The sequence below is a fragment of the Sandaracinus amylolyticus genome, assembly GCF_000737325.1.
Classification (GTDB): Bacteria; Myxococcota_A; Polyangia; order Polyangiales; family Sandaracinaceae; genus Sandaracinus; species Sandaracinus amylolyticus.
In genome coordinates this window covers 451,056-475,144 of sequence record NZ_CP011125.1, presented here as the reverse complement: position 1 = coordinate 475,144, position 24,089 = coordinate 451,056, and the positions used below count along the sequence as shown (strand labels likewise).

At 73.2% G+C, this 24,089-nt stretch carries 21 protein-coding genes; 5 read left to right on the top strand and 16 right to left on the bottom strand.

Translation table 11 applies throughout. The features are described 5' to 3' along the window. The first annotated feature begins 122 nt into the window (after positions 1 to 122). Complete coding sequence (locus tag DB32_RS01940) at positions 123 to 656, top strand: HPP family protein (RefSeq protein ID WP_083457086.1); 534 nt, start codon at positions 123 to 125, stop codon at positions 654 to 656. 4 nt (positions 657 to 660) lie between these two features. On the opposite strand, the gene DB32_RS01935 is transcribed toward DB32_RS01940, so the two are convergent. Both DB32_RS01935 and DB32_RS01930 read right to left on the bottom strand, forming a co-directional pair. Then, the gene (locus tag DB32_RS01935) at positions 661 to 1,137 is read right to left on the bottom strand and encodes a YbhB/YbcL family Raf kinase inhibitor-like protein (protein WP_053230707.1); all 477 of its coding nucleotides are present in this window, start codon (positions 1,135 to 1,137) and stop codon (positions 661 to 663) included. A 60-nt stretch (positions 1,138 to 1,197) separates the two neighbouring features. Further along, on the bottom strand, positions 1,198 to 1,986 hold the full coding sequence (locus tag DB32_RS01930) for an AraC family transcriptional regulator (RefSeq protein WP_083457085.1): 789 nt from the start codon (positions 1,984 to 1,986) through the stop codon (positions 1,198 to 1,200). A 221-nt stretch (positions 1,987 to 2,207) separates the two neighbouring features. Between DB32_RS01930 and DB32_RS01925 the strand changes: the two genes are divergently transcribed. Next, entirely contained in the window at positions 2,208 to 2,678 is a 471-nt protein-coding gene (locus DB32_RS01925; RefSeq protein ID WP_169791298.1) for an ester cyclase, read from the top strand. A 70-nt stretch (positions 2,679 to 2,748) separates the two neighbouring features. On the opposite strand, the gene DB32_RS01920 is transcribed toward DB32_RS01925, so the two are convergent. The 4 genes from DB32_RS01920 to DB32_RS01905 are packed head-to-tail and all read right to left on the bottom strand — an operon-like array spanning position 2,749 to position 5,999. Continuing rightward, a complete protein-coding gene (locus DB32_RS01920; RefSeq protein WP_053238655.1) occupies positions 2,749 to 2,976 on the bottom strand; it encodes a heavy-metal-associated domain-containing protein in 228 nt (75 codons plus the stop codon). 47 nt (positions 2,977 to 3,023) lie between these two features. Beyond that, positions 3,024 to 4,364, bottom strand: a complete 1,341-nt coding sequence (locus DB32_RS01915) for a copper oxidase (RefSeq protein ID WP_053230704.1) — start codon at positions 4,362 to 4,364, stop codon at positions 3,024 to 3,026. Further along, the gene (locus DB32_RS01910) at positions 4,364 to 5,761 is read right to left on the bottom strand and encodes a TolC family protein (RefSeq protein WP_053230703.1); all 1,398 of its coding nucleotides are present in this window, start codon (positions 5,759 to 5,761) and stop codon (positions 4,364 to 4,366) included. Before DB32_RS01910 ends, DB32_RS01915 begins: the two co-directional genes overlap by 1 nt. After that, the gene (locus DB32_RS01905; RefSeq protein WP_157068606.1) at positions 5,751 to 5,999 is read right to left on the bottom strand and encodes a hypothetical protein; all 249 of its coding nucleotides are present in this window, start codon (positions 5,997 to 5,999) and stop codon (positions 5,751 to 5,753) included. Before DB32_RS01905 ends, DB32_RS01910 begins: the two co-directional genes overlap by 11 nt. 125 nt (positions 6,000 to 6,124) lie before the next feature. Between DB32_RS01905 and DB32_RS48985 the strand changes: the two genes are divergently transcribed. The 3 genes from DB32_RS48985 to DB32_RS01890 all read left to right on the top strand — a co-directional run bounded on the left by DB32_RS48985 (position 6,125) and on the right by DB32_RS01890 (position 10,357). Beyond that, the gene (locus DB32_RS48985) at positions 6,125 to 7,552 is read left to right on the top strand and encodes a YXWGXW repeat-containing protein (RefSeq protein ID WP_053230701.1); all 1,428 of its coding nucleotides are present in this window, start codon (positions 6,125 to 6,127) and stop codon (positions 7,550 to 7,552) included. A 78-nt stretch (positions 7,553 to 7,630) separates the two neighbouring features. Continuing rightward, positions 7,631 to 9,946, top strand: coding sequence for a heavy metal translocating P-type ATPase (locus DB32_RS01895; RefSeq protein WP_240481148.1), 2,316 nt, complete (start codon positions 7,631 to 7,633; stop codon positions 9,944 to 9,946). Positions 9,947 to 9,988: 42 nt separating this feature from the next. After that, positions 9,989 to 10,357, top strand: coding sequence for a cupredoxin domain-containing protein (locus DB32_RS01890; protein ID WP_053230700.1), 369 nt, complete (start codon positions 9,989 to 9,991; stop codon positions 10,355 to 10,357). A 57-nt stretch (positions 10,358 to 10,414) separates the two neighbouring features. On the opposite strand, the gene DB32_RS01885 is transcribed toward DB32_RS01890, so the two are convergent. The 10 genes from DB32_RS01885 to DB32_RS01840 form a co-directional block, all read right to left on the bottom strand. After that, the gene (locus tag DB32_RS01885; RefSeq protein WP_169791297.1) at positions 10,415 to 11,236 is read right to left on the bottom strand and encodes a hypothetical protein; all 822 of its coding nucleotides are present in this window, start codon (positions 11,234 to 11,236) and stop codon (positions 10,415 to 10,417) included. A gap of 123 nt (positions 11,237 to 11,359) precedes the next feature. After that, the gene (locus tag DB32_RS01880; RefSeq protein ID WP_053230698.1) at positions 11,360 to 12,760 is read right to left on the bottom strand and encodes a multicopper oxidase family protein; all 1,401 of its coding nucleotides are present in this window, start codon (positions 12,758 to 12,760) and stop codon (positions 11,360 to 11,362) included. 16 nt (positions 12,761 to 12,776) lie between these two features. Next, complete coding sequence (locus DB32_RS01875) at positions 12,777 to 14,210, bottom strand: TolC family protein (RefSeq protein WP_053230697.1); 1,434 nt, start codon at positions 14,208 to 14,210, stop codon at positions 12,777 to 12,779. Continuing rightward, positions 14,194 to 14,454, bottom strand: a complete 261-nt coding sequence (locus DB32_RS47860) for a hypothetical protein (RefSeq protein WP_169791296.1) — start codon at positions 14,452 to 14,454, stop codon at positions 14,194 to 14,196. The genes DB32_RS01875 and DB32_RS47860 overlap by 17 nt, the downstream gene beginning before the upstream one ends. Positions 14,455 to 14,559: 105 nt before the next feature. Further along, positions 14,560 to 15,300 (bottom strand): hypothetical protein, encoded by a 741-nt coding sequence (locus tag DB32_RS01865; RefSeq protein WP_053230695.1) that lies wholly within the window; start codon positions 15,298 to 15,300, stop codon positions 14,560 to 14,562. 3 nt (positions 15,301 to 15,303) lie between these two features. Beyond that, entirely contained in the window at positions 15,304 to 17,253 is a 1,950-nt protein-coding gene (locus tag DB32_RS01860; RefSeq protein ID WP_053230694.1) for a radical SAM protein, read from the bottom strand. Continuing rightward, positions 17,253 to 19,028, bottom strand: a complete 1,776-nt coding sequence (locus DB32_RS01855) for a radical SAM protein (protein WP_053230693.1) — start codon at positions 19,026 to 19,028, stop codon at positions 17,253 to 17,255. The genes DB32_RS01860 and DB32_RS01855 overlap by 1 nt, the downstream gene beginning before the upstream one ends. Positions 19,029 to 19,035: 7 nt before the next feature. Beyond that, a complete protein-coding gene (locus DB32_RS01850) occupies positions 19,036 to 19,326 on the bottom strand; it encodes a hypothetical protein (RefSeq protein ID WP_053230692.1) in 291 nt (96 codons plus the stop codon). A gap of 53 nt (positions 19,327 to 19,379) precedes the next feature. After that, positions 19,380 to 22,592 (bottom strand): radical SAM protein, encoded by a 3,213-nt coding sequence (locus DB32_RS01845; RefSeq protein WP_053230691.1) that lies wholly within the window; start codon positions 22,590 to 22,592, stop codon positions 19,380 to 19,382. A 46-nt stretch (positions 22,593 to 22,638) separates the two neighbouring features. Beyond that, entirely contained in the window at positions 22,639 to 23,958 is a 1,320-nt protein-coding gene (locus tag DB32_RS01840; protein WP_157068603.1) for a hypothetical protein, read from the bottom strand. Positions 23,959 to 24,089 lie beyond the last annotated feature (131 nt).

Here is a 24,089-nt window from a genome sequence, read left to right as displayed (position 1 = left end):
CGTGGAGCCGCGCTGTTGCGGGCCTCGCGATCGGGAGGATTCTCGAGGCTTTCGCCTTGGCTCGACGTCTTCGCTCGCTCGGACTTCCTCCGCTTCGCTCGGCGGCCACGGAGCGCCTGCGCATGAGCGCGCTGCTCGAGCGCTTTCCCGAGCGGACCGTCTGGGCCGGCTTCGTGTTCGTCGCGGGCTTCGCCGCGATCGCCGCGCTCGCGGCGGTCGCGCGCGCGACGGGCTCGCCGTTCATCTTCCCGTCGCTCGGAGCGACCGCGTTCCTGCACTTCACGACGCCGCTCGCGCCGAGCGCGAGCCCGCGCAACACGCTCGTCGGTCACGCGATCGGCATCGCGTGCGGCTTCGGCGCGCTCTGGCTCGTCGGGCTCGACGAGGCGCCTTCCGCGATCCTCGCCGGCGTGAGCGATGCGCGCGTGATCGCAGTCGCGGCGTCGCTCGCCGCGACCGGGGCGCTCATGGTGCTGCTCCGCGCATCGCATCCGCCCGCGGGCGCGACCGCGCTCATCGTCTCGCTCGGTCTGGTGAGCGGCCCGCTCCACCTCGGCGTGATCGAGCTCGCGGTCGCGGCGCTCACGCTGCAGGCGATCGTGATCAATCGCCTCGCGGGGATCGCCTATCCGGTGTGGACTTCGCGCGAGCCCTGAGCGATCACGCGCGCCCCGCGGCGCGCGCGTAGGTCGCGACGAGCTTCGCGTGCGCGAGCACGTGACCGCGCATCGCGGTCTCGAGGCGATCACGCGAGACGCCGGGCGGCAGGCCGAGCATCGAGTCGAGCGCATACAGCTCGAACACGTAGCGGTGCGCTGCGCCGCGCGGAGGACAGGGCCCGCCCCAGCCGACGTGCCCGAAGTCGTTCGTGCCCTGGCGAGATCCGTCGCGCAGCACCGGCGTGGGCGGTAGGCCCTCGGGCAACATCGACGTCTCGGCCGGCACGTCGAAGAGCACCCAGTGCACCCAGTCGCCGCGCGGCGCGTCGGGATCGTGCACGACGAGCGCGAACGAGCGCGTGCGCGGCGGCGCGCCCGACCACGCGAGCGCCGGCGGACGATCCGCGCCGTCGCAGGTGTGCTCGACCGGGATCGGCGCGTTCGTCTGGATCGTCGGTCCGTGGATCTCGAGCGACATCGTTCTCTCCTCCTCGAGCCTCGCTCACCGCGTCATGAGCACCACGCGAGCTGGAGGAGATCACGCGCCGCGCGCGACCGCGATGGGGCGAGGCCGCGCGTACTCGGCCGGCGAGACCCCCACGATGCGGCGGAATTCCCGGGTCAGCGCGCTCGCGTCGGGGAAGCCGAGCGCGTGCGCGGCCTCGGTCTCGCGCCGGCCCGACGCGAACATCGTCCGCGCGATCGCGAGCCGGAGGCAGAGCACGAACGTGTGCGGCACGACGCCGTGGTGCGCGTGGAAGGAGCGCACGAGCTGCAGCTTCGTCGTGCGCGCGACGCCCGCGAGCTCGTCGAGCGTCGGGGGTGCGCGGTGCCAGGTCTCGAGCAGGTGCCGCGCGCGCCGCACCGGCCCGGGCTCGAGCTCGTCGTGATCGTCGTCGTGATCGACGTGACGCACGAGATCGACGAGCTCGTCGATCTCGCGGTCGAGCGCCGGCGGACCCGACGGCCAGCGCGCGGCGACGCGCGCGAGCGCGCCGTGCGTCGCGTCCTCGAGTTGATCGTGCGGCACGGTGCGCGCGCCCCGGAGGAAGCTGCGCGGGATCGAGACGAGCGAGAGCCGCGCGCCCTCGCGATCGGCGCGGATCACCTCGAGCTCGAAGCCGCCGATGCGACGCACGGCACCGCGCCCGAGCTCGCGGCGCGTGCCGCGCCGGTGGACCTGCACGCGCCCCTCGCTCACCCACGCGAGCGTCGTGACGCTCGGCATGTGGAGCCACACGCTCTCGCCCTCCATGCGCACGATCGCGTGCTCCACGCCGCGTCGATCGCGCGCGTGCTCGAACCGCACCGCCCCTCTCGGATGCATCGTCGTCCCCCTCGCGAGCGCGCGCGTGACCGGCGCGTCTCGAGCGAGATGTGCGCGCGGTGCGTCGCACCACGAGACCGTGTGCTCGGGCGTGACGACGGCGTACGCGCGTCGCGCGACGTGCGGCGTGGACGTTGGTGCGACGAGGGGAGCGTCTAGCTCACCTCGCGCGACGTGCTCGATGCGAGGTGCACGAGCGCGCTCGCATGGGGGGTCTCGCCGTGAGCCAGAAGCCGCAGGACATCACTCGAGCGCTGCTCGAGGACACGTACTCGAAGGGGAAGATCGAGCTCGTCTCGCAGCTCTGCGCCGACGAGTTCGTCGCGCACGATCCGCTGATGGGGCGGATGGATCGCCGGGGGCTCGAGGAGCAGATCAAGATGTACCGTCGCGCGTTCCCGGACACGAAGATGGAGGTCGTCGAGCAGATCTGCTCCGGCGATCGCGTGATCACCAAGTGGCGCGCGAGCGGCACGCACCAGGCCGAGCTCATGGGCATCCCCCCGTCCAACAAGAGAGCCATGGTCGAGGGCATCTCGATCGATCGCGTCGTGAACGGGAAGGTGGTCGAGTCCTACGCGCAGTGGGACGCGATGGGGCTGATGCGCCAGATCGGCGCCGCGCCCGCGCTGCAGATGCGCCCGAACGGAGGCTCCGCGAAGGCGCCTCCGCCGCCGCAGGCGCGCCGCTGACGAGGCGAACGCGCGGCCGAGACGAACGAGGCGCGCTCTCCGCCGCGGGCGAGCGCGCCTCTCGTCTCGATCACGCCGCGGCGGCGTCGTAGCCGGCGTCGCGCAGCGCAGCGATCATCTCGTCGACGGTCGCGCGCGCGGGGTCGTGCTCGACGAGCGCTTCGCCCTCTCGCAGGCGCACCTGCACCGCGGCGACTCCGTCGAGATCGCGCAGGGCGTGATCGACGTGCCGCACGCAGGACATGCACGTCATTCCGGTGACGCGCAGGCGGGTCTCGCGATTCGTGCTCTCGGTCATGGTGTCGTTCTCCTCTCGAATGCGAAGACGCGGAGGCGGCGCGCGCATTACGGCGCTTCGATTCCGTCGGCGCGCAGGCGCGCGGGATCGGCGGGGCCGGCGACGGTGCCCGCGGGGTGCTCGAACCAGCCGTTCGGATCGGCGCGCTCGGGGCGCTCGCGCACCTTGAGCACGGTGAACATCCCGCCCATGTCGATGTAGCTGAACGGCCCGCGCGCGCCGCGCATCGGCAGCGAGTTGGGCGGGATGTCCATCTCCATCTCGCCCATCCCGCCCATGCCGGTCTGGCCCATCGACATGTACTCGGGCACGACGCGCGACATCCGGCGATCGACGGTGCTCGTGTCGACTCCGACCATCGGAGGCAGTCCGTGCCCCATCTGCGTCATGACGTGATGGGTCATGTGGCAGTGCATCGCCCAGTCGCCGGGCTCGGTGGGCGTGAATTCGATGACTCGCGTGCTCCCGACGGGGACGATGACGGTCGTCTCCGGATATTGCGCGCTCGACGGAACGTATCCGCCGTCGGTCGCGGTCATCACGAAGTTCAATCCGTGGAGGTGGATCGGGTGGTGATCCATCGGAGACAGATTGCCGAGCCGGATTCGCACTCTCTCGCCGACTCCGACGAGCAGCGGCTCGGTGCCCGGATACGACTTGCCGTTGAACGTGAGCACGTTGAAGTCGTTCATCGCGTTCGGGTCGGGACGGCGCGCGCCGACCTCGAGCTTCCACTCGTGCGTCATCAGCACGAAGTCGCGATCGACGCGCGGCCCGACGGGGCGCCGCGGATGCACGATGAACATGCCCATCATGCCGAGCGCGATCTGCGTCATCTCGTCGTAGTGCGAGTGGTACATGAACGTGCCCGGATGACGGAGGTCGAATTCGTAGACCCACGTCTCGCCGGGCGGAATCGGGCGCTGATTGAGGCCCGAGACTCCGTCCATGCCATTCGGGAGGATGAGACCGTGCCAGTGCACGGTGGTCGGCTCGGGGAGTCGATTCGTGACGTACACACGAATGCGCTCTCCCTCGACCGCCTCGAGCGTCGGGCCCGGCGTGTGGCCGTTGTAGCCCCACACCCGCGCTCGCATCCCAGGCGCGAATTCGTGATCGAATTCGTGCGCGACGAGGTGACCGACCTTCACGCCGTCACGCACCGTCCACGGCAACGAGATGCCGTTGGGCGTGATCACCGAGGGCTGTCCGCCCGGCGCGGCGGTGCGCGAGGCGGGACGGCGCTCGAACGTGGGCACGGCCGAGGCCGCCGTGGCGCTCGCCTCGGCGTGCGCGTGGGCGTCCTGCGCGCTCACCGGCGCGGCGCGCGTGAGCACGGCCGCGCCGGCGGCGGCGCCGCTCCAGCGGAGAAACGATCGACGATCCATCAGTGACCTCCGGCGGACTGCTCGCCCGCGCCGATTCCGGTGCTCGAAGAGACGACTTCGCCGCTCACGCGACGGCCGCGCAGCAGCGCTTCCATCGCGGCGCGCGCGGTCCAGTAGTCGCGCAGCGCGTCGATCGACGAGAGCTCTGCCGCGAGCTGCGCGCGCAGCGCGGTGACCAGCTCGAAGACGCCGACCTGCATCGCGTTGTACTGCAGGAGCGTCTGGCGGAAGACGCGCGCTCGCGCCGGCACGATCACCGTGCCGTACTGCTTCGCGCGCAGGTGCGCCGACACGAGGCGATTGCGCGCGTCGCGCGCCGCGGAGCGAATGTCGATCGCCGCGCCCTCGTAGCGCTCCATGAGGCCGTCGAATTCGGCCTCGTACGCCGCGGTCGTGCCTTCGTTGCGATCGAAGAGCGGCAATTCGATGCTCGCGCCGCCGCCCATCTCCCACGTCTGTCCGTCTTGCTCCGCGTGCACGTCGACCGTGACGTCGGGGAGCCACCCTTCGGTGCGCGAGAGCCCGACGCGGCCCGCGATCGCCTCGAGGCGCATGCGCGTCTCGGCGAGCTCGACGCTCGATTCGATCGCCTGGCGCTCGAGCGCGTCGGGGATCTCGCTCTCCTCGGGCACGTCGTCGAGCGGCGCGGCGATCGTCCACTCGGTCGCGTCGCCGTGGAGACCGAGCACGCGGTGCAGCCGCTCGCGCGACGCAGCGCGCGCGAGCTCGAGCTCCGCCGTGACGGCGCGCGCCTCTTCGTACGCGGCGATCTGCGTGGCGAGGTCGAGCTCGGGCACGTTTCCCGCGTCGAAGAGCATCGTCGCGGTGTCGCGCGCGGCGGCGAGCGCATCGAGCGCGCGCACCGCGACCGCGAGCCGCTGCTCGGCGGCCTGCGCGTCGTAGAACGTCGCGCGCGCGAGGTACGCGGTCTCGATCACCCGGCCCGCGGCACGGAATCGCGCGGCGTCGAGCTCGCGGCTCGCGACGTCGACGCGCATCGGCGTCAGCAGCGCGTGCGTGAGCTCGAACTCCGCGTAGAGCTCGACCTGGAGCGGCTGCTCGGGGTCGTCCTGCGAGCGCAGATCGATCTCGATCTCGGGGTTCGGCAAGAGGCCCGCCTGGAGCACGCGGCCGCGCTCGATCCCGAGCTCGCGCAGCGCCGCGCGCAGCTCGCGGTGGTTCGCGATCGCGAGGCGCACCGCGTCGTCGGCGTCGAGCGGCGCGCGCAGGATCTCGCGCGCTCGCGCGTCACCGACCGGGTCGACCCGATCGAGCACGTCGGGCGGCAGCGCGTGCCCGCTGATCGTCTCGATGCGATCGAGATCGGCGCGGATCGACGTCGTGGCGCAGCCCGCGCCGAGCAGCGCGAGCACGATGGCGACGAGGCTAGCGCGCATGATCGTGGCCTCCGTGCGGCGGCGTGACGCTCGCGGGCTCGAGGCCGTGCCAGCCCCGCGTCGGCTCGCCGGGCAGCGGTGGATCCTCGCGCAGCGCGCGACCGACGTCGGCGACCGGGGCTTCGGTCGCGTCGCTCGAGGCCGGCGAGGACGTCGGGAACGCAGCAGGGAACGAGCGCGTGCACGCCGCGAGGACGGCGGCGAGCGCGGTCGCGAGGACGAAGGATCGCGTACGCATGTCGTGGCTCCACGCGTGCTGACGCCGACCCTGCCGCGCCATTACAGCGTGAATGCGAGGGCGCCCCCGACCGTCGTCCGCGCTCGACCTCCGACGAAAGGGAGCGGATGCTCCGTCGTTCCGCCATGACGCAACGGGCTGTTCTTCCTTCGCTGACCTCGCTCGCAGCGGTCGTTCTCTTCGGCTGTGGTCCCGCGCTGAGCCACGAGGCGATCGCGATCCGCGGCTTCCAACCTCCCGAGCGCTGCGGGCAGGGCCCGTACGAGATCGTCGTGGAGGCGCGCGGGCATCGCTGGGGCGAGGGCGTGGAGCTCGTCGCGCTGTCACCGCGCAACATCGAGGGCCAGTACGACGTGCGCGCCGGCGACGAGGTCGTGGCGCGAGGGGCGCTCCCGCGCCGATGGGTGCCGTCCCTCACGTCGACGGCGGGCACGTACGAGCTGCGCGAGGACGCAGGGCCGGTCGACAACGCGCGTTGCCTCTCGCTCGAGGCACAGCGCGCGGTCGAGCTCGGCGGTGGCGGCGAGATCGTGACGCCGCCGCCGGTCGTCGCGGTCCCGCAGGAGCCGACCAGCGGGGGCCCGACCGAGGCGATCCACACGCCCGGGCTCGAGCTGCGCGTGATCGAGTGGACCGCGCCTCACCCGCTCTCTGCGATCGAGCTGCAGCAGCTCGGCGTCGGACGCATCGAGGTCGTACGCGAGTGGTGGTGGCCGCACGATCCCGAGCGCGACCCGGCGCCCGCGCTCGCGGCGGGCACGCCGATCCGGATCCGCGTGTGGTCCGATCTGCCCAACGATCTCGAGGGCGCGACGTTCGTGCTCGTGCACTGGATCGCACAGCCGAACGTGCCGGAAGAAGAGTGGATCGCGCACCTCCGCCACGAGCGCGAGCAGCGCGAGCGCGAGGACGCGGAGCGGCACGCCGAGGCGGAGCGGCGCAACGCGGAGTGGCAGGCGCACTGCAACACGCATCACGAGGACGAGGCGTGCTGGGGCCCGGGCGGCTACCACGGCGCGGTGGAACGGATGCAGCGCGCGCAGGCCGACGCGCCACGCATCGAGCGCGAGCGCGCCGAGCGCGAAGCGCGGATGGAAGCCGAGCGCGCGCGACGACCGGAAGTGGCGCCGCCGCCTCCTCCTCCTGCGCGTCCCGACGGGCCGCCGCCGGCGCCGCGCGCCGAGCTGCGTCCGCCGCAGCCGAGCGTGCACGCGACGTGGACCCCGGGGTACTGGCACTGGCACGCCGCGCGTTGGGTGTGGATCGGCGGCACGTGGGACGTGCCCGAGGAAGACATCGTGCGCGAGCAGACGGTGCGCGCGCCCGAGGCCCCGCCTCCGCCGCAGGTCGAGGCGCGTCCCGCGGCACCGGCCCCGGGGATGGTGTGGATCGAGGGCTACTGGCAGTGGGACGGCGCGCGCTTCGTGTGGATCGCGGGGCGCTGGGATCTGCCGCGCGGACAGGGCGCTTCGTGGCAGCCGCCCACGTGGCGCGTGGGCGCGGGCGGCGCGGTGTTCGTGCCGGGGCGCTGGGAGCTGCGCATCGGGCGCTGAGGGACGATCGACGTAATGCCGGGGCGCCCTCTGCGTCCTCCTCTCAGGCAGGCCGATCGAGCCGCCGGAGGAGAGCCGATGGAGACCCCGATGAACGCGCGCGACCTCGCTGGCGCGACCCCCGCGATCGACGAGCGCACGACGGTGCAGCTGGAGATCGTCGGGATGACGTGCGCGGCGTGCGTGCGGCGCGTCGAGACCGCGCTGAAGAAGGTCGAGGGCGTGCAGGACGCGAGCGTCAACCTGCCACTCGAGCGCGCGACGGTGACGATCGATCCCGGCGTCGTGGCCCCGGACGCGCTCGCGCGAGCGGTGGAAAAGGCGGGTTATTCGGTCGCCGACACCACCGACTCGACGCCCGCGCCCGCGGCGTCGCCGCGCGGCGATCGCGCAGCACGACGCGACGCGATCGACGACCAGGAGCGGCGCTCGCTCGTGCGTGGTCTCGTCGTGTCGGCGAGCGCGACGATCCCGCTGCTCGTGCTCGGGATGGCGCACGGCGCGATCCCCGGGAGCGACGGACCGATCGGGCGCGCGGTGCAGCTCGTCCTCGCGAGCATCGTGGTGCTGGGACCGGGGCGGCGCTTCTTCTCGCTCGCGTGGCGCGCGGCGATGCACCGCACGAGCGACATGAGCACGCTCGTCGCGATCGGGACCGGCGCGGCGTACGCGTACTCCACGGTCGCGGTGCTGATGCCGCAGCTCTTCCCGCACGCCGAGCACGGCGTGCTCCCGCACGTCTACTTCGAGGCCGCGGGCGCGATCATCACGTTCGTCCTGCTCGGGAAGGTGCTCGAGAGCCGCGCCCGCAAGCGCCTCGCGGACGCGGTGCGCGGGCTCGTCGCGCTGCAGCCCGAGCGCGCCCGGCGCGTGATCGACGATCGCGAAGAGGACGTGCCCGTCGAGCGCCTCGTGCGCGGCGATCTCGTGCTCGTGCGGCCCGGCGAGCGCATCGCGACCGACGGCGAGGTCGTGCGCGGGAGCTCGGCGGTGGACGAGTCGATGCTCACCGGCGAGAGCATGCCCGTCGACAAGAGCGTCGGCGCGCGCGTGTACGGAGGCACGCTCAGCCAGAGCGGCGCGCTCACGTTCCGCGTGACGCGGGTGGGCGCCGACACCGCGCTCGCGCGCATCGTCGAGGCGGTCGAGCAGGCGCAGGGGAGCAAGGCGCCGATCGCGCGGCTCGCGGACGTGATCAGCAGCTGGTTCGTCCCGGTGGTGCTCGTGATCGCGGCGCTCACGTTCGTCGCGTGGGCGCTGATCGACCCGACGCAGGACGGGATCGCGATCGCGATCGAGCGATTCGTCGCGGTGCTGGTGATCGCGTGCCCGTGCGCGCTCGGTCTCGCGACGCCCGCGGCGGTCGCGGTCGGCACCGGACGCGGCGCCGAGCTCGGCGTGCTGGTGAAGGGCGGCGCCGCGCTCGAAGCGGCGAGCCGCGTCGACACCGTGCTGCTCGACAAGACGGGCACCCTCACCGCGGGCGAGCCCGCGCTGACCGACGTCGTCGCGATCGCGCGCAGCGAGCACGAGCTGCTCTCGCTCGTCGCGTCGGTCGAGAACGAGAGCGAGCACCCGATCGCACGCGCGATCACCGAAGGCGCGAGGGCGCGTGGCGCGGAGATCGTGCGCGCCGAGGGCTTCGTCAGCGTCGCGGGCGCGGGCATCGAGGGCGAGGTCGGCGCAGCGCGGGTGCGGGTCGGGACGAGCGCCTGGCTCGCTCGGATCGGCGTGGACACCACGCCCCTCGAGGCGCACGCCGAGGAGCTCGCCGCGCGCGGCCGCACTCCGTCGTTCGTCGCGATCGACGGCGCGCTCGCGGGGCTCGTCGCGGTCGCGGATCGCGCGAGCGACGAGGCGAAGGCGGCGGTCGCGGCGCTGCGCGAGCTCGGCATCGAGGTCGCGATGGTCACCGGCGATCGCACGCGCACCGCGCACGCCGTGGCGGCGGAGCTGGGCATCGATCGGGTGTTCGCGGAGACGCGCCCCGAGGACAAGGCATCGGTCGTCGCGCGCGAGAAGGCGAACGGTCGCGTGGTCGCGATGGTGGGCGACGGCGTGAACGACGCGCCCGCGCTCGCCGGCGCGGACGTGGGGATCGCGATCGGGAGCGGCACCGACATCGCGATCGCGGCCGCGGACGTCGCGCTGCTCCAGGGCGGGATCGCGCGCCTGCCCACCGCGCTGCGCCTCGCGCGGAGCACGCTGCGCACGATCCGGCGCAACCTGTTCTGGGCCTTCGTCTACAACGTCGTCGGCATCCCGATCGCGGCGGGCCTGCTGCACCCCTTCACGGGCTGGCTGCTCTCGCCGGTGCTCGCGAGCGCGGCGATGTCGCTCTCGAGCGTCTCGGTGCTGCTGAGCTCGCTGCGCCTCAAGCGCTTCGTCGCGTAATGGCGCCGCCCCGTCCGCGTCTGCCGGAAAGAGGAGACCGAGATGACGAAGACCACGAAGACGATGGTGCTGGTGCTCGCGTTGGCGATCGGCTCGGGGGTGGTCGCGATGCCGCTCGCCGAGCCGATCGCGCGTGCCCAGGAGGTGCGCGAGATCGAGATCGTGGTGCGCGGCGGCTACCAGCCGAGCCGCATCGTGGTGCGCGAGGGCGAGCGCGTGCGGCTGCGCTTCGTGCGACACGAGTACGCGTCGTGCACGCGCGAGGTGGTGTTCCCCGCGCTCGGCATCCGCCGCGAGCTCCCGCCGCACCAGCCGGTCGTGATCGAGCTGCCGGAGCTCGCGGTCGGCGAGCACGAGTTCCGCTGCGGGATGAACATGGTGCGCGGGACGATCGTGGTGGAGCCGCGCTGATCGGAGGTATGCATGGATGCATGGCGCGAGCTCCGCGCCATGCATTCGTGCATGGGCTCAGTCGTCGCGCGCGCCGCCGCAGATCCAGTCGCGCACCGTCGCGATCTGCGCGGTCGAGAGCTCGTCGCGACCGATCGGCATGCGCTGCCCGGAGCACGCGGTCCCGACGAGCTTCTGGTAGAGCGCGCTGCCGTCGGGATCGCGGGGCACGACGAGCGGCCTTCGATCGGTGCACGTCGACGCGACGCCGACGAGCTCCGCGTACGCGCGGCCCTCGGTGAGATCGAGGTCCGACGAGGGGCGCGCGCCGCCGTGGCACGAGCCGACGCAGCTGGCGGTGAAGATCGGCTGGACGTCGGTCGCGAACGACACGTCCGCGCCGCACGCGACGCAGCTCCCGGCGCTGCAGCGCTCACCCGCGCCGCACACGGTCCCGCACGCGCCGCAGTGCGCTTCGTCGCTCGACGTGTCGACGCAGGTGTTGCCGCAGCGCTCGAGCGCACCGCTGCACGCGCACTCGCCCGCGACGCAGCTCGACCCGGCGCCGCACGCGTTGCCGCACGCACCGCAGTGGGTCGCGCTCGTGTCGGTGTCGACGCACGAGCCGCCGCACTCGGTCGTGCCGGTGGGGCACCCACCGGCGGTGCAGCGCGACGCGCTGCACACCTCACCCGCGCTGCACGCGTTGCCGCACGCCCCGCAGTTCGCGAAGTCGCTCGTGAGGTCGACGCCGCTGCACGCGACGGACGCGTCGCTCGAGCCGCCGCCATCGGGCGGCGCGACGATCCGCGGGCCCGCGGGGCGCGTGTCGTCGGTGCACCCTGACGATCCCACCACCAGCACCACGAGAGCGAGCGCGACGCCGAGGGCCCGATGCATGTGGCGCATGAATGGCCCCGCATGGAGGCGCCCTTCAACGTCGCGCATTGGAGGTCCGCGACTGCGCAGGTGGCGCGACGCGAGCCCGAGCACGTGCTCTGGTCGTCGGCGACGGACCCGCGATCAGGGCGCGACGTCGTCCTCGGGCATCGCGTCCGGATCGATGCCCGCTTCGCGCAGCTCGTCGCCGGTCGCCGGCGACGACACGGTGTCGCGCGGATGCGCGTACCACCCCGCGGGATCGGCGCGCTCGGGGTCCTCGCGGACCTTGAGCACCGTCATCATCCCGCCCATGTCGATGTACGAGAACGGGCCCGGTCCGCCGCGCATCGGGATGCTGTTCTCGGGCAGCGGCATGTCCATCGTGCCCATGTCGCCCATGCCGCGCGTGCCCATCGACATGTACTCGGGCACGACGCGGCGGATGCGCGGATCGAGACGCGACGCGTCGACGCCGACCATGTTCGGCAAGTCGTGGCCCATCTGCATCATCACGTGATGGGTCATGTGGCAGTGGAGGGCCCAGTCGCCGGGCTCGGTGGAGACCGTCTCGATCACGCGCACCGCGCCGACCGGCACGAGCACCGTGGTCTCGGGGTGCTGCGCGCTCGCGGGCACGTCGCCGCCGTCGGTCTGGGTGACGCGGAAGTGATGGCCGTGCAGGTGGATCGGATGCGTCGTCATCGGGCTCAGGTTCCCGAGGCGGATGCGCGTGCGCTCGCCGACGCCGACGAGCATCGGCTCGGTGGACGGGAACGCCTTGCCGTTGAACGTGAACACGTTGAAGTCGGTCATCTCGTTGGGATCGGGGCGACCGGTGCCGGGCTCGACGCGCCACTCGTGCGTCATGAGCGCGAAGTCGCGATCGACACGCGGACCGACGGCGCGGCGCGGGTGCACGACGAACATGCCGACGCAGCCGAGCGCGATCTGCGTCATCTCGTCGTGGTGCGAGTGGTACATGAAGGTGCCGGCGCGGCTCAGCGCGAACTCGTAGCGGTAGGTCGCGCCGGGCGGGATCGGGCGCTGGTTGAGGCCCGACACGCCGTCCATGCCGTTCGGCAGGATGAAGCCGTGCCAGTGGATCGTGGTCGGCTCGGGCAGTCGGTTCGTGACGTAGATGCGAACGCGATCGCCCTCGACCGCCTCGACCAGCGGGCCCGGCGTGCGGCCGTTGTAGCCCCAGCACGTCGCGCGCAGGCCGGGCGCGAATTCGTGCTCGAAGGGCGCGACCACCACGTGGCCGACCTTCACGCCGCGTTGCACGCGCCAGCGCAGCTTCGCGCCGTTCGGCACGTGCACCGGGACCTGTCCGCCGGGGAACGCCGGGCGTCGATCGGTGCGTCGCGCGGGCACCCACGATCGATCGCTCTGCTCGACGCGCGTGCCCTCGGGCGCGACGCCGCGAGCGCCTGCGTGCGCGCCGTGACCGGCGTGATCGCCCTCCTGCGCGCGTGCGCGTGACGCGACGATCGCGGCGCTCGCGAGGGCGCCGGAGACCAGGAAATCTCGTCGATTCACCATGTGCGCGGCCTCCGGCTCAGTGCGGGCTCTCCGCGGTCCGCGTCGCGCGCGATCGCGACGAGGGCGCGCTCTCGAGATCGCCGTCCCCGCCGATCGTCCCGGCGAGACGACCCGCGAGGACCTGATCGAGCGTCGCGCGCGCCTGCCAGTACTCGCGCAGCGCGTCGATGTACTGCCGCGCGGCGTCGATCTGATCGCGACGTGCCTCGAGCAGACGAAAGACGTCGAGCTGCATCGCGTTGTAGAGCAGCAGCGTCTGCTCGAAGACGCGCGTACGCGCCGGGAGCAGCGACTCGCGGGTGCGGCGCGCGAGCAGCTCCGCGGTGAGCGCGCGGTTGCGCGCGGCGCGCGCCGAGGCACGCACCGCGATCGCGATGCCGACGTAGCGTTCGCGCATCGACTCGAGCTCCGCCTCGCGCGCGAGCACGGCGCCCTGCCCCTGCGAGAAGATCGGGAGACCGATCGCGACCTCGGGCCCGACCTCCCAGCGCTCCTCGTCGAACTCCGCGTGCACGCCGATCTCGACGTCGGGCACCAGGCCGACGGTGCGCGCGAGGCCGAGCTCGCGCCCGACTGCCTCGAGCTCGGCGCGCGTCCACGCGAGCTCGAGGCTCGACTCGATCGCACGGCGCTCGAGCGCCTCGTCGACGTCGAGCACGTCGCGCGGTGGATCGGGGAGACGCCCGGCGGGCTCCCACGTGACGTCGTGGCCGTACAGACCGAGCAGCGCGTTCATCCGCTCGCGATCGTCGAGCATCTCGAGCTCGGCGCGCGCGACCTCGATGCGCGCCTGCTCGTACGCGGCCTCTTCCATCGCGACGTCGAGCTCGCGCACGTTGCCCGCCGCATACAGGGCGCGCGCGGCCTCGAGGCTCGCGGCGAAGCTCTCGAGCGCGGTCTGCGCGAGCTCGAGCGTCTGCGCGCTGGCCTGGTAGCGCACGAACGCGAGGCGCACGCGGTACGCGAGATCGAGCACCGCGCCCGCGGTGCGGAAGCGCGCGGCCTCGACCCTCGCGCTCGCGGCGTGGGCACGGAGCGGTGCGAGCACCAGCGCGGTCAGGTCGATCGCGAGACCGATGTCGTACTGCACGGGCTCGGCCTGATCTTCGGGGATCCGCGCCTCGGCCTCGAGGATCGGGTTCGGGAGCAGCCCCGCGCCGACGAGCTGCGCGCGCGCGATGCCGAGCTCGTAGAGCTCGGCGCGCAGATCGCGGTTGTTGAGCAGCGCGATGCGGACCGCGCTCTCCATCGTCAGCGGCTGGGCGAGCAGCTCGCGCACCGCGGGCTCGTCGTCCTGCCAGCGCTCGGGATCGCGATCGACGAGCTCGAGATCGGCGCGGGCGCGGACGATCTCGCGCGTCGCGTCGACGTCCTCGCGGATCGCGTGGCTCGCGCAGCCGCCGCTCAGCGCGAGGAGGAGCGCGAGCGCGCGATCAGTGATGTTGGCCATGACCGTGCTCCTCCGGCGTGCCCGCGTCGGTGGCGAATGGAGCGCCGTGATCGCGATGCCCCGCGTGAGGATCGGCGCTCGGTGCCTCGACCGCGAGCGGTCGTTCCTCGAGCGACGCGCCGATGATCGGGAGCGGCGCCGCCTCGGCGCGCGGCGAGAGCGGGGACGTGCTCGGCAGCTCCGAAGGCACGCTCGGCCCGCCGCACGACGCGAGGACGAGCGCGTTCGCCAGCGCGATCGCCAACGCGCTCCGAGCATGTGCGGCGACGTCCATCGTGCTCTCCTCCCCGAGCGCCGATACGTCGTGGTGCCCCGGCGCATCGTGCATCAGCACGCGCCGCGGCGTCGACTACTCGGGCCCGAGACGGATCAGCACCGCGATGTCCTCCACGTCGGAGGCGACGTCGGTCCGCAGCACGAGCGCACCGGGGAACGTCGAGCGCCACTCGCGCTCGTCCGCTTGCGTCGCGCCCCACAGCGCGACCACCGAGCCGTCGAGCAACGCCGGCTCGGCCGCGCGTAGCGTCGTCCGCAGCACGAGGTTCGGCGCGCGGCAGTCGAGCACGATCATCACCGGCGCGCCGCCGCACGCCTCGACCGTCTGCACGAGCGCGCGCGCGTCGACGACGCGGTGCACCGCCATCTGCACGCGCAACGAGAGGCGCCGCGCGTCCTGCGGAGAGCCCGCGAGGACGACCGTCGCGAAGCGCGATGGTGCGGCGACCTCGGCGCCCGGCGCGGGCGCGGGCAAGGTCTCGACGCTGCGCTGCTCCATGCGCTCGAGCGCCGCGATCAGCGGAACGAGGCGCACCGCGATCGCGTCGCCCGCGTCCTCGCCGAGCCGATCGCGCGCCTCGACGAGAAGGTGATCGTGCACGAAGCGATCGAGCTCGCGAGGCTCGCGCGGAATGCCGTCGCGCCCCGCCGCGGCGAGCGCACGCTTGAGGATCCCGTCGGCGGTCTCGGTCGTCGCGTACGCGTCGAGCGCCTCGCGCACGATCTTCGCGACGAGCACGACCTCGGCGCCCGACTCGTGCTCGTCGGGCGCCTCACCGGGGCGCGCAGTCGGTCGCTCGCGAGGACGATCCATCGCTCACGCCACCACGGGCAGACGACGTGCGCCGCTGGGCACGCTCGTGCGGACGCGCGACGCTGCCTCGGCCGCGACCGCGGCGCGCGTCGCGCGGATCTCGGAGAGCCACTCGGGGCGCACCCGGCGGGCCCACTGCTCGAACACGTCCACCTCGCGCAGCACCTTCGCGACCGCGTCGCCGTCGGGATAGAAGTCGAGGCCCTCGTGGTTCTCGGGGTTCAGCGCCATCAGCCGGATGCGGAGGTTGCGCGCGTGCGCGATCTCCCCGAACTGCACGAGCGTGTGGGCGGACGCGGGCTGGACCACGAAGCTCACCGTGATGCCGAACCACCGGTGGTGTCGACCCCTGAATCGGATCAGCGCGTCGAGGTTCTCGAGCACGCGTGACATCTCGACGCCGCGCTGCACGCGCTCGTACACGTCGGGCGTGCCGGCGTTGAGGCTGATCGTCACGTCGCCGAGCGTGCAGCGCTGCATGCGCGCGAGCACGGGCTCGGTGAGGAGCGAGCCGTTGGTGACGAAGTCGATCGCGCAGTCGGGATACTTCGCGACGTCGAATTCGCGCAGAAAACGCATGGTCGACGGATTCGCGAGCGGCTCGCCGCCGAGCATCGTCAGCGTCTGCAGCGTCGGCAGGAGCTCGGGCAGCTCTTCCCAGATCGACTCCGGGAGCTCGCGCCGTGGCGTGCGACCGAGGTCGCACATGATGCAGTCGTAGTTGCAGTACGTGCTCGGGCAGATCGCGAGGCGCAGCGGCTTGCTGCGCACGACCTCGCGGCGCTCCGCGATGTCGTCGGCGATCTGCAGCTGGTTCGCGACGAACGCCTCGCTGCCGGTCTGGATGCGGAACGCCTGCTCGTCGTACTTGCGATCGTGCAGGCGCGAGCAGATCGGATGGCAGAGCGCGCCGTGATCGCTGCCGATCATCTGCCGCCGCGCGAGCTGGTACCCCGGGCCGTTCCAGATCGCGCCGAGCGACGCGTGGTGGACGTTGCCGCGATCGCCGATCGTCCACGTCGAGCAGCACTGCCGGACGAGCCCGTTGGGATCGACGACCTCCATCGTCGTCCACGGCGTGGTGCAGATCACGTCGGGGCCGCGGCGCTTGCTCGTGATCGCCGCGGGGACCTGCTGCTGCGTCGTGCGCATGCGCGTCCAGGGCAGCACCGCGTCGCGGATCGCCTCGGCCGCGCCCGCGTCGTCATCGGACAGCGCGCCGCGATCGGCGAAGCGACACGAGCTGCGCAGCGCGCACTCGCCGCACGCGGGGAGCGTGGTGTTCGGAGTGTCGCGCGCTCCGTCCTTCAGCGTGGTGCGGAACGCGGTCGGTCGCGCGGCCCACACGCTCGGCAGCGTGCACGGCGGGAGATAGCCGCGGTCGAGCGCACGATGGCCCGAGAAGCTCACGTTCGGGCACGCGAGCAAGAGCCGCGCGATCGACGACGGCGATGCTTCGATCTCGGGCTTGCCCCAGTCGCGTCGCACGAGCTCGAGCCACACCACGCGCGGCGCGAGGCGCATCGCGAGCGGCGCGACCATCGGGAACGTCGCCGGGCGCGCGATGACGCGCGCCTGCGTCTCGAGGCCGAGCGCTTCGGCGTCGGCGATGACGCGCTCTCCGTCGCCGGCGCGCATCGCGCGCAGGAGCTTCTCGCCCACGCCCTCGATCTGCACGAGCACGCCGTGCACGCCCGCGTCGCGCAGCGCGCGGAGTCGCTCGTGGGTCAGCGACGCGGCGGGCGCCTCGAGCCACACGCGGTGTCCGCGCGCCTCGGCGAGGAAGGCATCGAGCGCGGGCCACGCCGTCGCGTCGCCGCCGCCGAGGAGGACCTCGTCGTGGTCGAGCAGCCGTCGCGCCTCGACGAGCGTCGCGGGGCGACCCGTCGGCGCGCACGCATCACACGCAGCGCACGGCGTCGCGCAGCGCGGCATCACGGCCAGGCGATGCACTACGTGCCCTCCGTGAAAGGCCGGAACTCCGCGTCACCGTGGAGCGCGAGGTAGTGCTTCGGCACACCCATGCACGCGTCGCGCATCGCGCAAGGCTCGCACGCGGCGACGCGCGTGAGCCAGTCCGACTCCCACGCGTGATAACGCGGGAGCGTGCGCTGCGCGGTGATGGTCCCGAGGTAGCTCGCGTCCGCGCCGAGCACGCAGAGCGACGGAATGCCCGTCGGATCCTGCAGATCGCGTACGTTCAGGCCCGCGGCGCGCGCGCGATCGATCGCCGCGCGCAAGCGCGTCGCGTAGTCGGAGTAGCGCGGCACGTGGCGCAGGCCTTCCTCGCGCGTCGCGAACTCGTTGCGCGGCGAGTGGAACTGCACGACGAGGCGATCGCGACGCGCGCTCCATCGCGTCACGACGAGGTCGACGAAGTCGAGCAGCAGCGGCGCGTTGTCGACGAAGATCAGGTGGTTGAGCAGCACGCGCACGCCGGCCTCGAGCAGCGCGTCGACGCCGCGCAGCGTGCGCGCGTGGGTGCCGGGCGCGGCGGTGAGGCGATCGCTGATCGCGGAGTCGGGCCCGTGCAGCGACACCTGCGCGCTGGTGAGGCCCGCATCGGCGAGCGCGCGCGCGGCGCCCGGCTTGTCGAGGAGCACCGCGTTGGTCTGCAGCTCGATCTCCTCGAACCCGATCGAGCGCGCGTAGCGCACGTGATCGACGAGGTCACGGCTCAGCGTCGGCTCGCCGCCGGTGAGGATCACGCGCGTCGATCCGCGGGCGCGCGCGGCATCGAGCGCGGCGCGTACGTCGTCCTTCGAGAGATCGACGTCCATGTCGGCGAGCTCGCAGAACGTGCACGTCTGGTTGCAGCGATAGACGAGCCCGATGCGGCTCGTCGGGCGCTCGTGCGCCGCGCCGTCACCGATCGGCGCGTAGTCGTAGTCGACGTGGAAGAACGTCTTCACGTCGTTCGCGCCGAGCACGCGCAGGCGCTTGCCGGCGTTGCGACCGGGACGCGCATAGGGCGTCGCGTCGGCGATCGGGCGCGGCGTGATCGTGTCGCCCGCGAGGCGCTCGAGCTCCGCGCTCGTGATCGTGCAGAGCTCGGCGAGCGCGCACGTCCCGCACGCCTCGTGGGCGTCGTTGCGACGGGCGGCCTCGGCGCCGGGACGGCCGGGGAGCACGTCGCGGAAGCGCGGTGCGAGCAGGCGGCGCGCGTGCGGCGCGAGCTCCACGAGACAGGGCGGCAGCGGGTGATCGTTCGCGAGCGAGAGCTCGATCTTCGCCTTGCGCGCGTCGGCCTCGGCCCGCGCGACGTCGTCGGCGATCGCGGTGCCGATCGCGCGCGGCGCGAGCTCGACGCGATCGAGCTCGGGCGCGGCGCGGCGCAGCCAGGCGAGGCGCTGCTGGGCCGAGGGCGCGCCGGGCTCGATCGGGAGCTGCACGACGACGTCTCGACCGAGCGCTCGCCACGCGCGCGCGAGCTCGATCATCGCGCGCGGATCACGACGCAGCACCCTCAGCACGAGCCGCGTCACCCCCACTTCGACGAGCGCGCCGAGCGACGACGGCGCGACCGACGCGCCCTCGTCGATCACGAGATCGACGTGCGACGCGCCGCGCGCCGCATCGGCGACCCGCGTGACGCCCTCGGTCGCGCCCTCCCCCGAGATCACGATGGTGCGCGCGCCTCGCGACACCGCGCCGGCGATGCGCGCGCGCAGCTCGGCGAGCACGACGTCCGAGGGCTTCCGCCGGATCTCGAAGCACGCGACGTACATCGTTCGTTCAGGGCTCGCGACGCGAGAGGCGTCGATCGAGCTCGCGCGCGACGACGTCCTCGACGATCGGCGCGACGTTCTCGCACACCAGCCGCACGATCGTGTCGATCACGCGCTTCTCGTCGAAGTCGCCGCCGCCGCGGCGCTCGTGCTCGCGGTGACGCCCGCGGTGTCCGCCGCGCGGCGCGCCGCACGCGTGGCAGCGCGGCTCGTGATGCCCACGACGCCCCTCGAGCGTGGCGAGGCGATGATCGAGCTCGCGGAGCCGATCGAGGATCTCGTCGAGACGATCGTCCATGCGTCCTCCTCCGCCGGTCGCGGGCGACGAACGCGAGGGTACCACCGGACCGATTACCCGCGCCTCGGTCGCAGCTCCGCCTCGCCGTGTCGTGACAGGTACGACGCGCGCACGCCGTTGCAGCGCGCGCGGAGCGCGCATCCGTCGCAACGCGGCGCGAACGCGCCGCCCTCGATCTCCGAGCGCTCGAGGCGGAAGCGTCGGCCCGTCGCGTCGTGGACCAGCAGGCCGAGCTCGGGCGCGAAGAAGCGCGCGCGCGCGTCGCCGTCGTCGAGCGCACACGGCGGCGTGTGCAGCGAGACGACCTCGCCGTGTGCCAGCGCGTCGTGGACCGCGCGCGCGACGTCGGCGATGCGCGGCTCCTCTGCGAGCGCGGCGGGATCGGACGCGTCGGGCGCCATCATCCAGAGGCGGAAGCGCGCCACGCCGCGCGCCGAGAAGACGCGCACGACGTCGGGGATCGTCGGGGTGGTCGAGCGATAGACCAGCACGTCGCCCTCGACCTCGAGCCCGACGGCGCGCGCGTGCTCGATGCCGCGACACAGCAGCTCGAACGCGCCCTCGGTGCGCGCGAAGCGGTCGTGGGTGAGCGCGTCGGCGCCCTTGATCGAGACCGCGATCTCGGTGACGCCCGCGTCCGCGAGACGGCGCGCGACCTCGGGATACGCGAGCATCGCGGCGTTCGTCTGGAGACGCACCCGCGTGTAGCCCCGCGCGCGCGCCTCGCGCACCAGCGGCAGCAGGTCACGTCGCAGCGTGGGCTCGCCCCCGCCGATCCACAGCTGCTCGATGCCCTGTCGGCGTCCGTCGATCATCGCGCTCACGAGATCGCGCGAGGAGAGCGAGGGGCCGCCTTCGTTCATCACGCCGCACCCGAGACAGCGCTGGTTGCAGCGGTAGTCGGGCGTGAGCTCGAGCCACTTCGGGCGCGTCGACAGCGCGACCGGGAGCGACGGCGCGATCACCGCGCGCGCCGCGAGCGCGAGCGGCTCGCCGGGCACTATCAGCAGCGGCGACGACGCCGCGATCGCCGTGCGATCACCGCGCGCGTCGATGAGCACCACGCGATCACGCGCGAGCTCGATCGCGACGACGTCGTCGTGACGCACGCCGAGCGAGCGTCGCGGCACGTCGTCGATCGCGCGCACCTCGAAGCGATCGCCGCGCCACGCACCCTCGAGCAGCGCGGAGCGCGCGTGATCGAGGAAGAGCGACGGACGTGCGAGGGTCTCGCGAGCCCACCTCGCACCGCGCGGATCGATCGCCGCGAGATGCTGGAGCGCTTGCTCCGCGATCGCGATCGACGCCGCGCAGTCGCCGCTGCACGGGTGGTGCGAGAGCAGTCGCACCGGCCCGGTGCGCACGACGCGCGCGTCGATCGCGCGCGCTCCGGTGCGACGCAGCGTCGCGCGCTCGTTCTCGACGTTGTCGCGGCGGTCCGGCTGCGCGAGGAACGCCTCGACGCAGCACGTCGGATAGCCCATCCGCGCGCCCATCGCGCGGGTGTCGCGGGCGCGCTGCAGCGCGACGATCTCCGCGAGATCGTCATCGGTGCGCGCGACCGCGACGATCGCGTGCGAGCGACCTTCGAGGTGCTTGCTCCCGCTCGCGTCGATGTCGTGGGTCTCGACCACCGCGGCCACGAGGCCCGTCGCGCGATACGCGCGGATCAGGCCGTCCACGTCGCGCGCCGCGACACCTTCTTTCAGGAGCCCGCGCTTGTGGCCCGCGACGAGCCGCTCGAGCTCGAGATCGACGATCGCCGCCGCACCGAGCGTCGACGAGAGCGTGCGCGGATCGAGGTCCCACGCGTCGAGCACGTGGACGAGGGGCAGGTGCGCGACGTCGGGCACGCTCGCGAGGCCCGGCCACCGCAGCACGAAGCGCGTCGCGAGCTCGAGCCGATCGGCGTCGGGCAGCGTGCGCCATCGCTCGCGCAGCGCCTCGCAGATCGCGAAGATCGCCTCGACGCGCGGATCGGCGAAGCGCCACGCGAAGCTCGCGTCGTAGCCCTGCTCGGCCGCGCGATCACCACGCGTCGCGTCGAACGAGGGCGTGAGCAGCCCATCGGCCTCGGCGAGCGCGTGCAGCGGCGTGCGCGGATAGAGCCGCAGGCGCGTGCGCGCCGCGTCGGCGCGCAGCTCGTCGAACCCGACCTCGCGCATCCTCCGCGCGTTGGTGAGCAGCGCCTCGGGCGTGGTCCACGGCGTGAACGCGACGAACCCGTGCGCGCGCAGCCGCCGGTGCTCGAAGCTGCGCGGGAAGCGCGCCGCGAGATCGCGCAGCAGCGCGATCGCGCGCACGTTGTCCTCGGCGCTCGTGCCCTTGTTGAAGAGCACGAGCGTGTCGGGATCGAAGCTCTCGAACCCGACGAGATAGACGTGCACCACGCTCCCGCTCGTCTCGGCGATCGTGCACGCCTCCGCGAGCTCGGCCTCGTGCTCGAGCAGCCAGTCGACGCGGCTCTTGATCAAGAGCTCGATCGCGCCGAGCGCGCCCTCGGCGGCGACCGCGCGGAACAGCTGCGGCAGGTGCGGGTGCGGGCGCTCGTCGACGAGCAGCACCTCGAGGCGTCCGTCGGGCCGCGACGCGCGCAGCGTGCGCAGCTGCGCGAGCCAGCGTGTCACCGTTTCGTCCCCGTTCACCGCCGCGTAGGCGCCGGTGTTGTCGAGGCAGAACGTGCAGCCGCGCGTCTGCACCTTCTCGCGGTCGAGCGCGAGCTTCGCGAACGGGGCCTGCTTCGCCGCGTCCACGAGGTACGGGCAGCCGACGGCCGGGCCGCGGATCGCGGGGAGCGCCCCGGCGTGCTCGGGCTCGATCTCGTCGTGCGCGAGCACACGGAGCGCGCGGATCTCCTTCGCGCTCGAGGGCGGCCGCGCCGGCTCGGGCACCACGTCGCCCGCGAGCAGCGCGCGCAGGCCGTTCTCGTCGACGACCGCGTCGAACCGATCGTCGAGGGCGGCGCGCACACCGCCCGCGAGGCGCACCAGCTTGCCGCCACCGAGCGCACCGCGCAGCACGTCGAGCGTCTCGGCGTCCCACGCGCGCTCGACCACCAGCGCGTCGAGCGCGCGCCCTCCGACGTCGCGCGCGAGCGACTCGAGGAACGCGCCCCGCTGCGCGGCGTCGGCGGGCCAGGTCGCGTCGAGCCGCGCGACCTCGTGCCCCGCGCGCTCGAGGCGCTCCGCGATGCGCGAGAGCCCGCGATCCCCGAGGAACACGTCGGATCGCGCACGCAGATCCAGCACTGCGATCTTCGACGCCACGACGCCCGCGATGATAGGCCGAGAACCGCGGGCACCACCATCACGATCACCCGGGCGGTGCGAGACCGCGCGCGCGGCGCGCCGCCTGGGCGAGACCGGCCGCGAGCAGGGCGAACCCGAGCGCGATCGACGCCGCGCCCCACTCGAACGAGCCGCGCGGCGCGACCAGCCACCCGCGCTCCACTGCCGCGTGCGCCGACGTCAGCGCGATCGGCGCGAGCGGGGTCCAGGCGCGCCAGCGCCGCGCCGCGATCACGCACAACACCGCGAGCGCGACGTCGAGGACGAGCTCGTGCGGCGGAAGCCCGCGGACGTGATGATCGAAGGTCCAGAGCGCGAGGTACACGCTCGCGAGCGCGCCGACGAGCAGCCTCCTGCGCGCGATCTGCGGCGCCGGCGCGAAGCCGACCGCGAGCTCGTGCACGTCCTGCTCGTCGATGCTGCGATAGGGCGGGCGCGGCGCGCGCACGAGCTCGACGCGCGCGTCCGGCGCGCGCCACGCGCGCAGCACGAGCACGCACGCGACCATCAGCGCGACGCACCACGTCTGCGACGGCGCGATCAGCATCGTCCCGGCGAGCGCCGCGCCGGCGATGCCCCACACCTCGCGCTCACGCGGTGCCCAGCGCGTCGCGAGGAGCGTCGCGGCGGCGACGAGCGCGCCCGGCGACACGCGGAGCTCCGCGCACCAGTACGTCACGTGCGCGAGCGCGCCCGCGGCCCAGAGCGCCCAGGTGCCGGTGAGCGCGCGACGTCCGCGCACGTCGAGCCCGCGCACGCTCTCGATCCTTCGCGAGGTCCAGAGCGCCGCCGCGCCGAGGGCGAAGAGCCAGAGCATCGTGAGCGACGTGCGGAGCTCGAGCGCGCTCCCGCGGAAGAGCTGCGGCAGCAGCGCGAGGCCGAGCGCGCCGATCACCGGCACGATCAGCGCGGAGCGCGAGACGCGCAGCTCGAGCGCCCGCGCGAGCGCGACGAGCTTCACCACGAAGAGCACGATCCACCCGCCCGACGCGGCGATCCCGATCGGCCCGACGAACGAGAAGAGCTCGACCTGCAGCGTCGGATCGCACTGATAGATCGCGGCGAGCAGCGCGAGCATCACCGCGGCGCGTCGCTCGTGGCGGCGCCACAGGAACGCCGCGCCGCCGATCAGCGCCAGCGCGTAGAGCTCGGCGATCATCCCGACGCCGAGCCCACCGAGCGCGGCGACCTCCGCCATGTCGCGCGAGACGAGCCACAGCCCGGCGAGCACGAGCATCGCGCTGAGCAGGTAGACCGGGTCGTGCTCGAACAGCCAGCGATGCAGCAGCGCGCGCAGCGCGTCCTCGTCGCGCGTGGGATCGGGGGGTGACTCGAGCGTGCTCACGACGACCTCCTCGGGTGCGACGCGGCCCGAGCACGCGCGGTGCCAGCGCGAGATCCCGCGCATCGCGTGGTCGCGTCGGCGCGGTGGTGCCAACGCGTCAGCGCCCGCGCGAAGCGATCGCCACGGTGTCA

Excerpts from the sequence above, each read along its gene's own strand:
- DB32_RS01915 (WP_053230704.1), bottom strand. The coding sequence starts at position 4,364 with ATGGATCGTCGATCGTTTCTCCGCTGGAGCGGCGCCGCCGCCGGCGCG.
- DB32_RS48985 (WP_053230701.1), top strand. The coding sequence starts at position 6,125 with ATGACGCAACGGGCTGTTCTTCCTTCGCTGACCTCGCTCGCAGCGGTC.
- DB32_RS01885 (WP_169791297.1), bottom strand. The coding sequence starts at position 11,236 with ATGCATCGGGCCCTCGGCGTCGCGCTCGCTCTCGTGGTGCTGGTGGTG.
- DB32_RS01920 (WP_053238655.1), bottom strand. The coding sequence starts at position 2,976 with ATGACCGAGAGCACGAATCGCGAGACCCGCCTGCGCGTCACCGGAATG.
- DB32_RS01940 (WP_083457086.1), top strand. The coding sequence starts at position 123 with ATGAGCGCGCTGCTCGAGCGCTTTCCCGAGCGGACCGTCTGGGCCGGC.
- DB32_RS01855 (WP_053230693.1), bottom strand. The coding sequence starts at position 19,028 with ATGTACGTCGCGTGCTTCGAGATCCGGCGGAAGCCCTCGGACGTCGTG.
- DB32_RS01895 (WP_240481148.1), top strand. The coding sequence starts at position 7,631 with ATGGAGACCCCGATGAACGCGCGCGACCTCGCTGGCGCGACCCCCGCG.
- DB32_RS01865 (WP_053230695.1), bottom strand. The coding sequence starts at position 15,300 with ATGGATCGTCCTCGCGAGCGACCGACTGCGCGCCCCGGTGAGGCGCCC.
- DB32_RS01935 (WP_053230707.1), bottom strand. The coding sequence starts at position 1,137 with ATGTCGCTCGAGATCCACGGACCGACGATCCAGACGAACGCGCCGATC.
- DB32_RS01875 (WP_053230697.1), bottom strand. The coding sequence starts at position 14,210 with ATGGCCAACATCACTGATCGCGCGCTCGCGCTCCTCCTCGCGCTGAGC.
- DB32_RS01910 (WP_053230703.1), bottom strand. The coding sequence starts at position 5,761 with ATGCGCGCTAGCCTCGTCGCCATCGTGCTCGCGCTGCTCGGCGCGGGC.
- DB32_RS01850 (WP_053230692.1), bottom strand. The coding sequence starts at position 19,326 with ATGGACGATCGTCTCGACGAGATCCTCGATCGGCTCCGCGAGCTCGAT.
- DB32_RS01890 (WP_053230700.1), top strand. The coding sequence starts at position 9,989 with ATGACGAAGACCACGAAGACGATGGTGCTGGTGCTCGCGTTGGCGATC.
- DB32_RS01905 (WP_157068606.1), bottom strand. The coding sequence starts at position 5,999 with ATGCGTACGCGATCCTTCGTCCTCGCGACCGCGCTCGCCGCCGTCCTC.
- DB32_RS01880 (WP_053230698.1), bottom strand. The coding sequence starts at position 12,760 with ATGGTGAATCGACGAGATTTCCTGGTCTCCGGCGCCCTCGCGAGCGCC.
- DB32_RS01930 (WP_083457085.1), bottom strand. The coding sequence starts at position 1,986 with ATGCATCCGAGAGGGGCGGTGCGGTTCGAGCACGCGCGCGATCGACGC.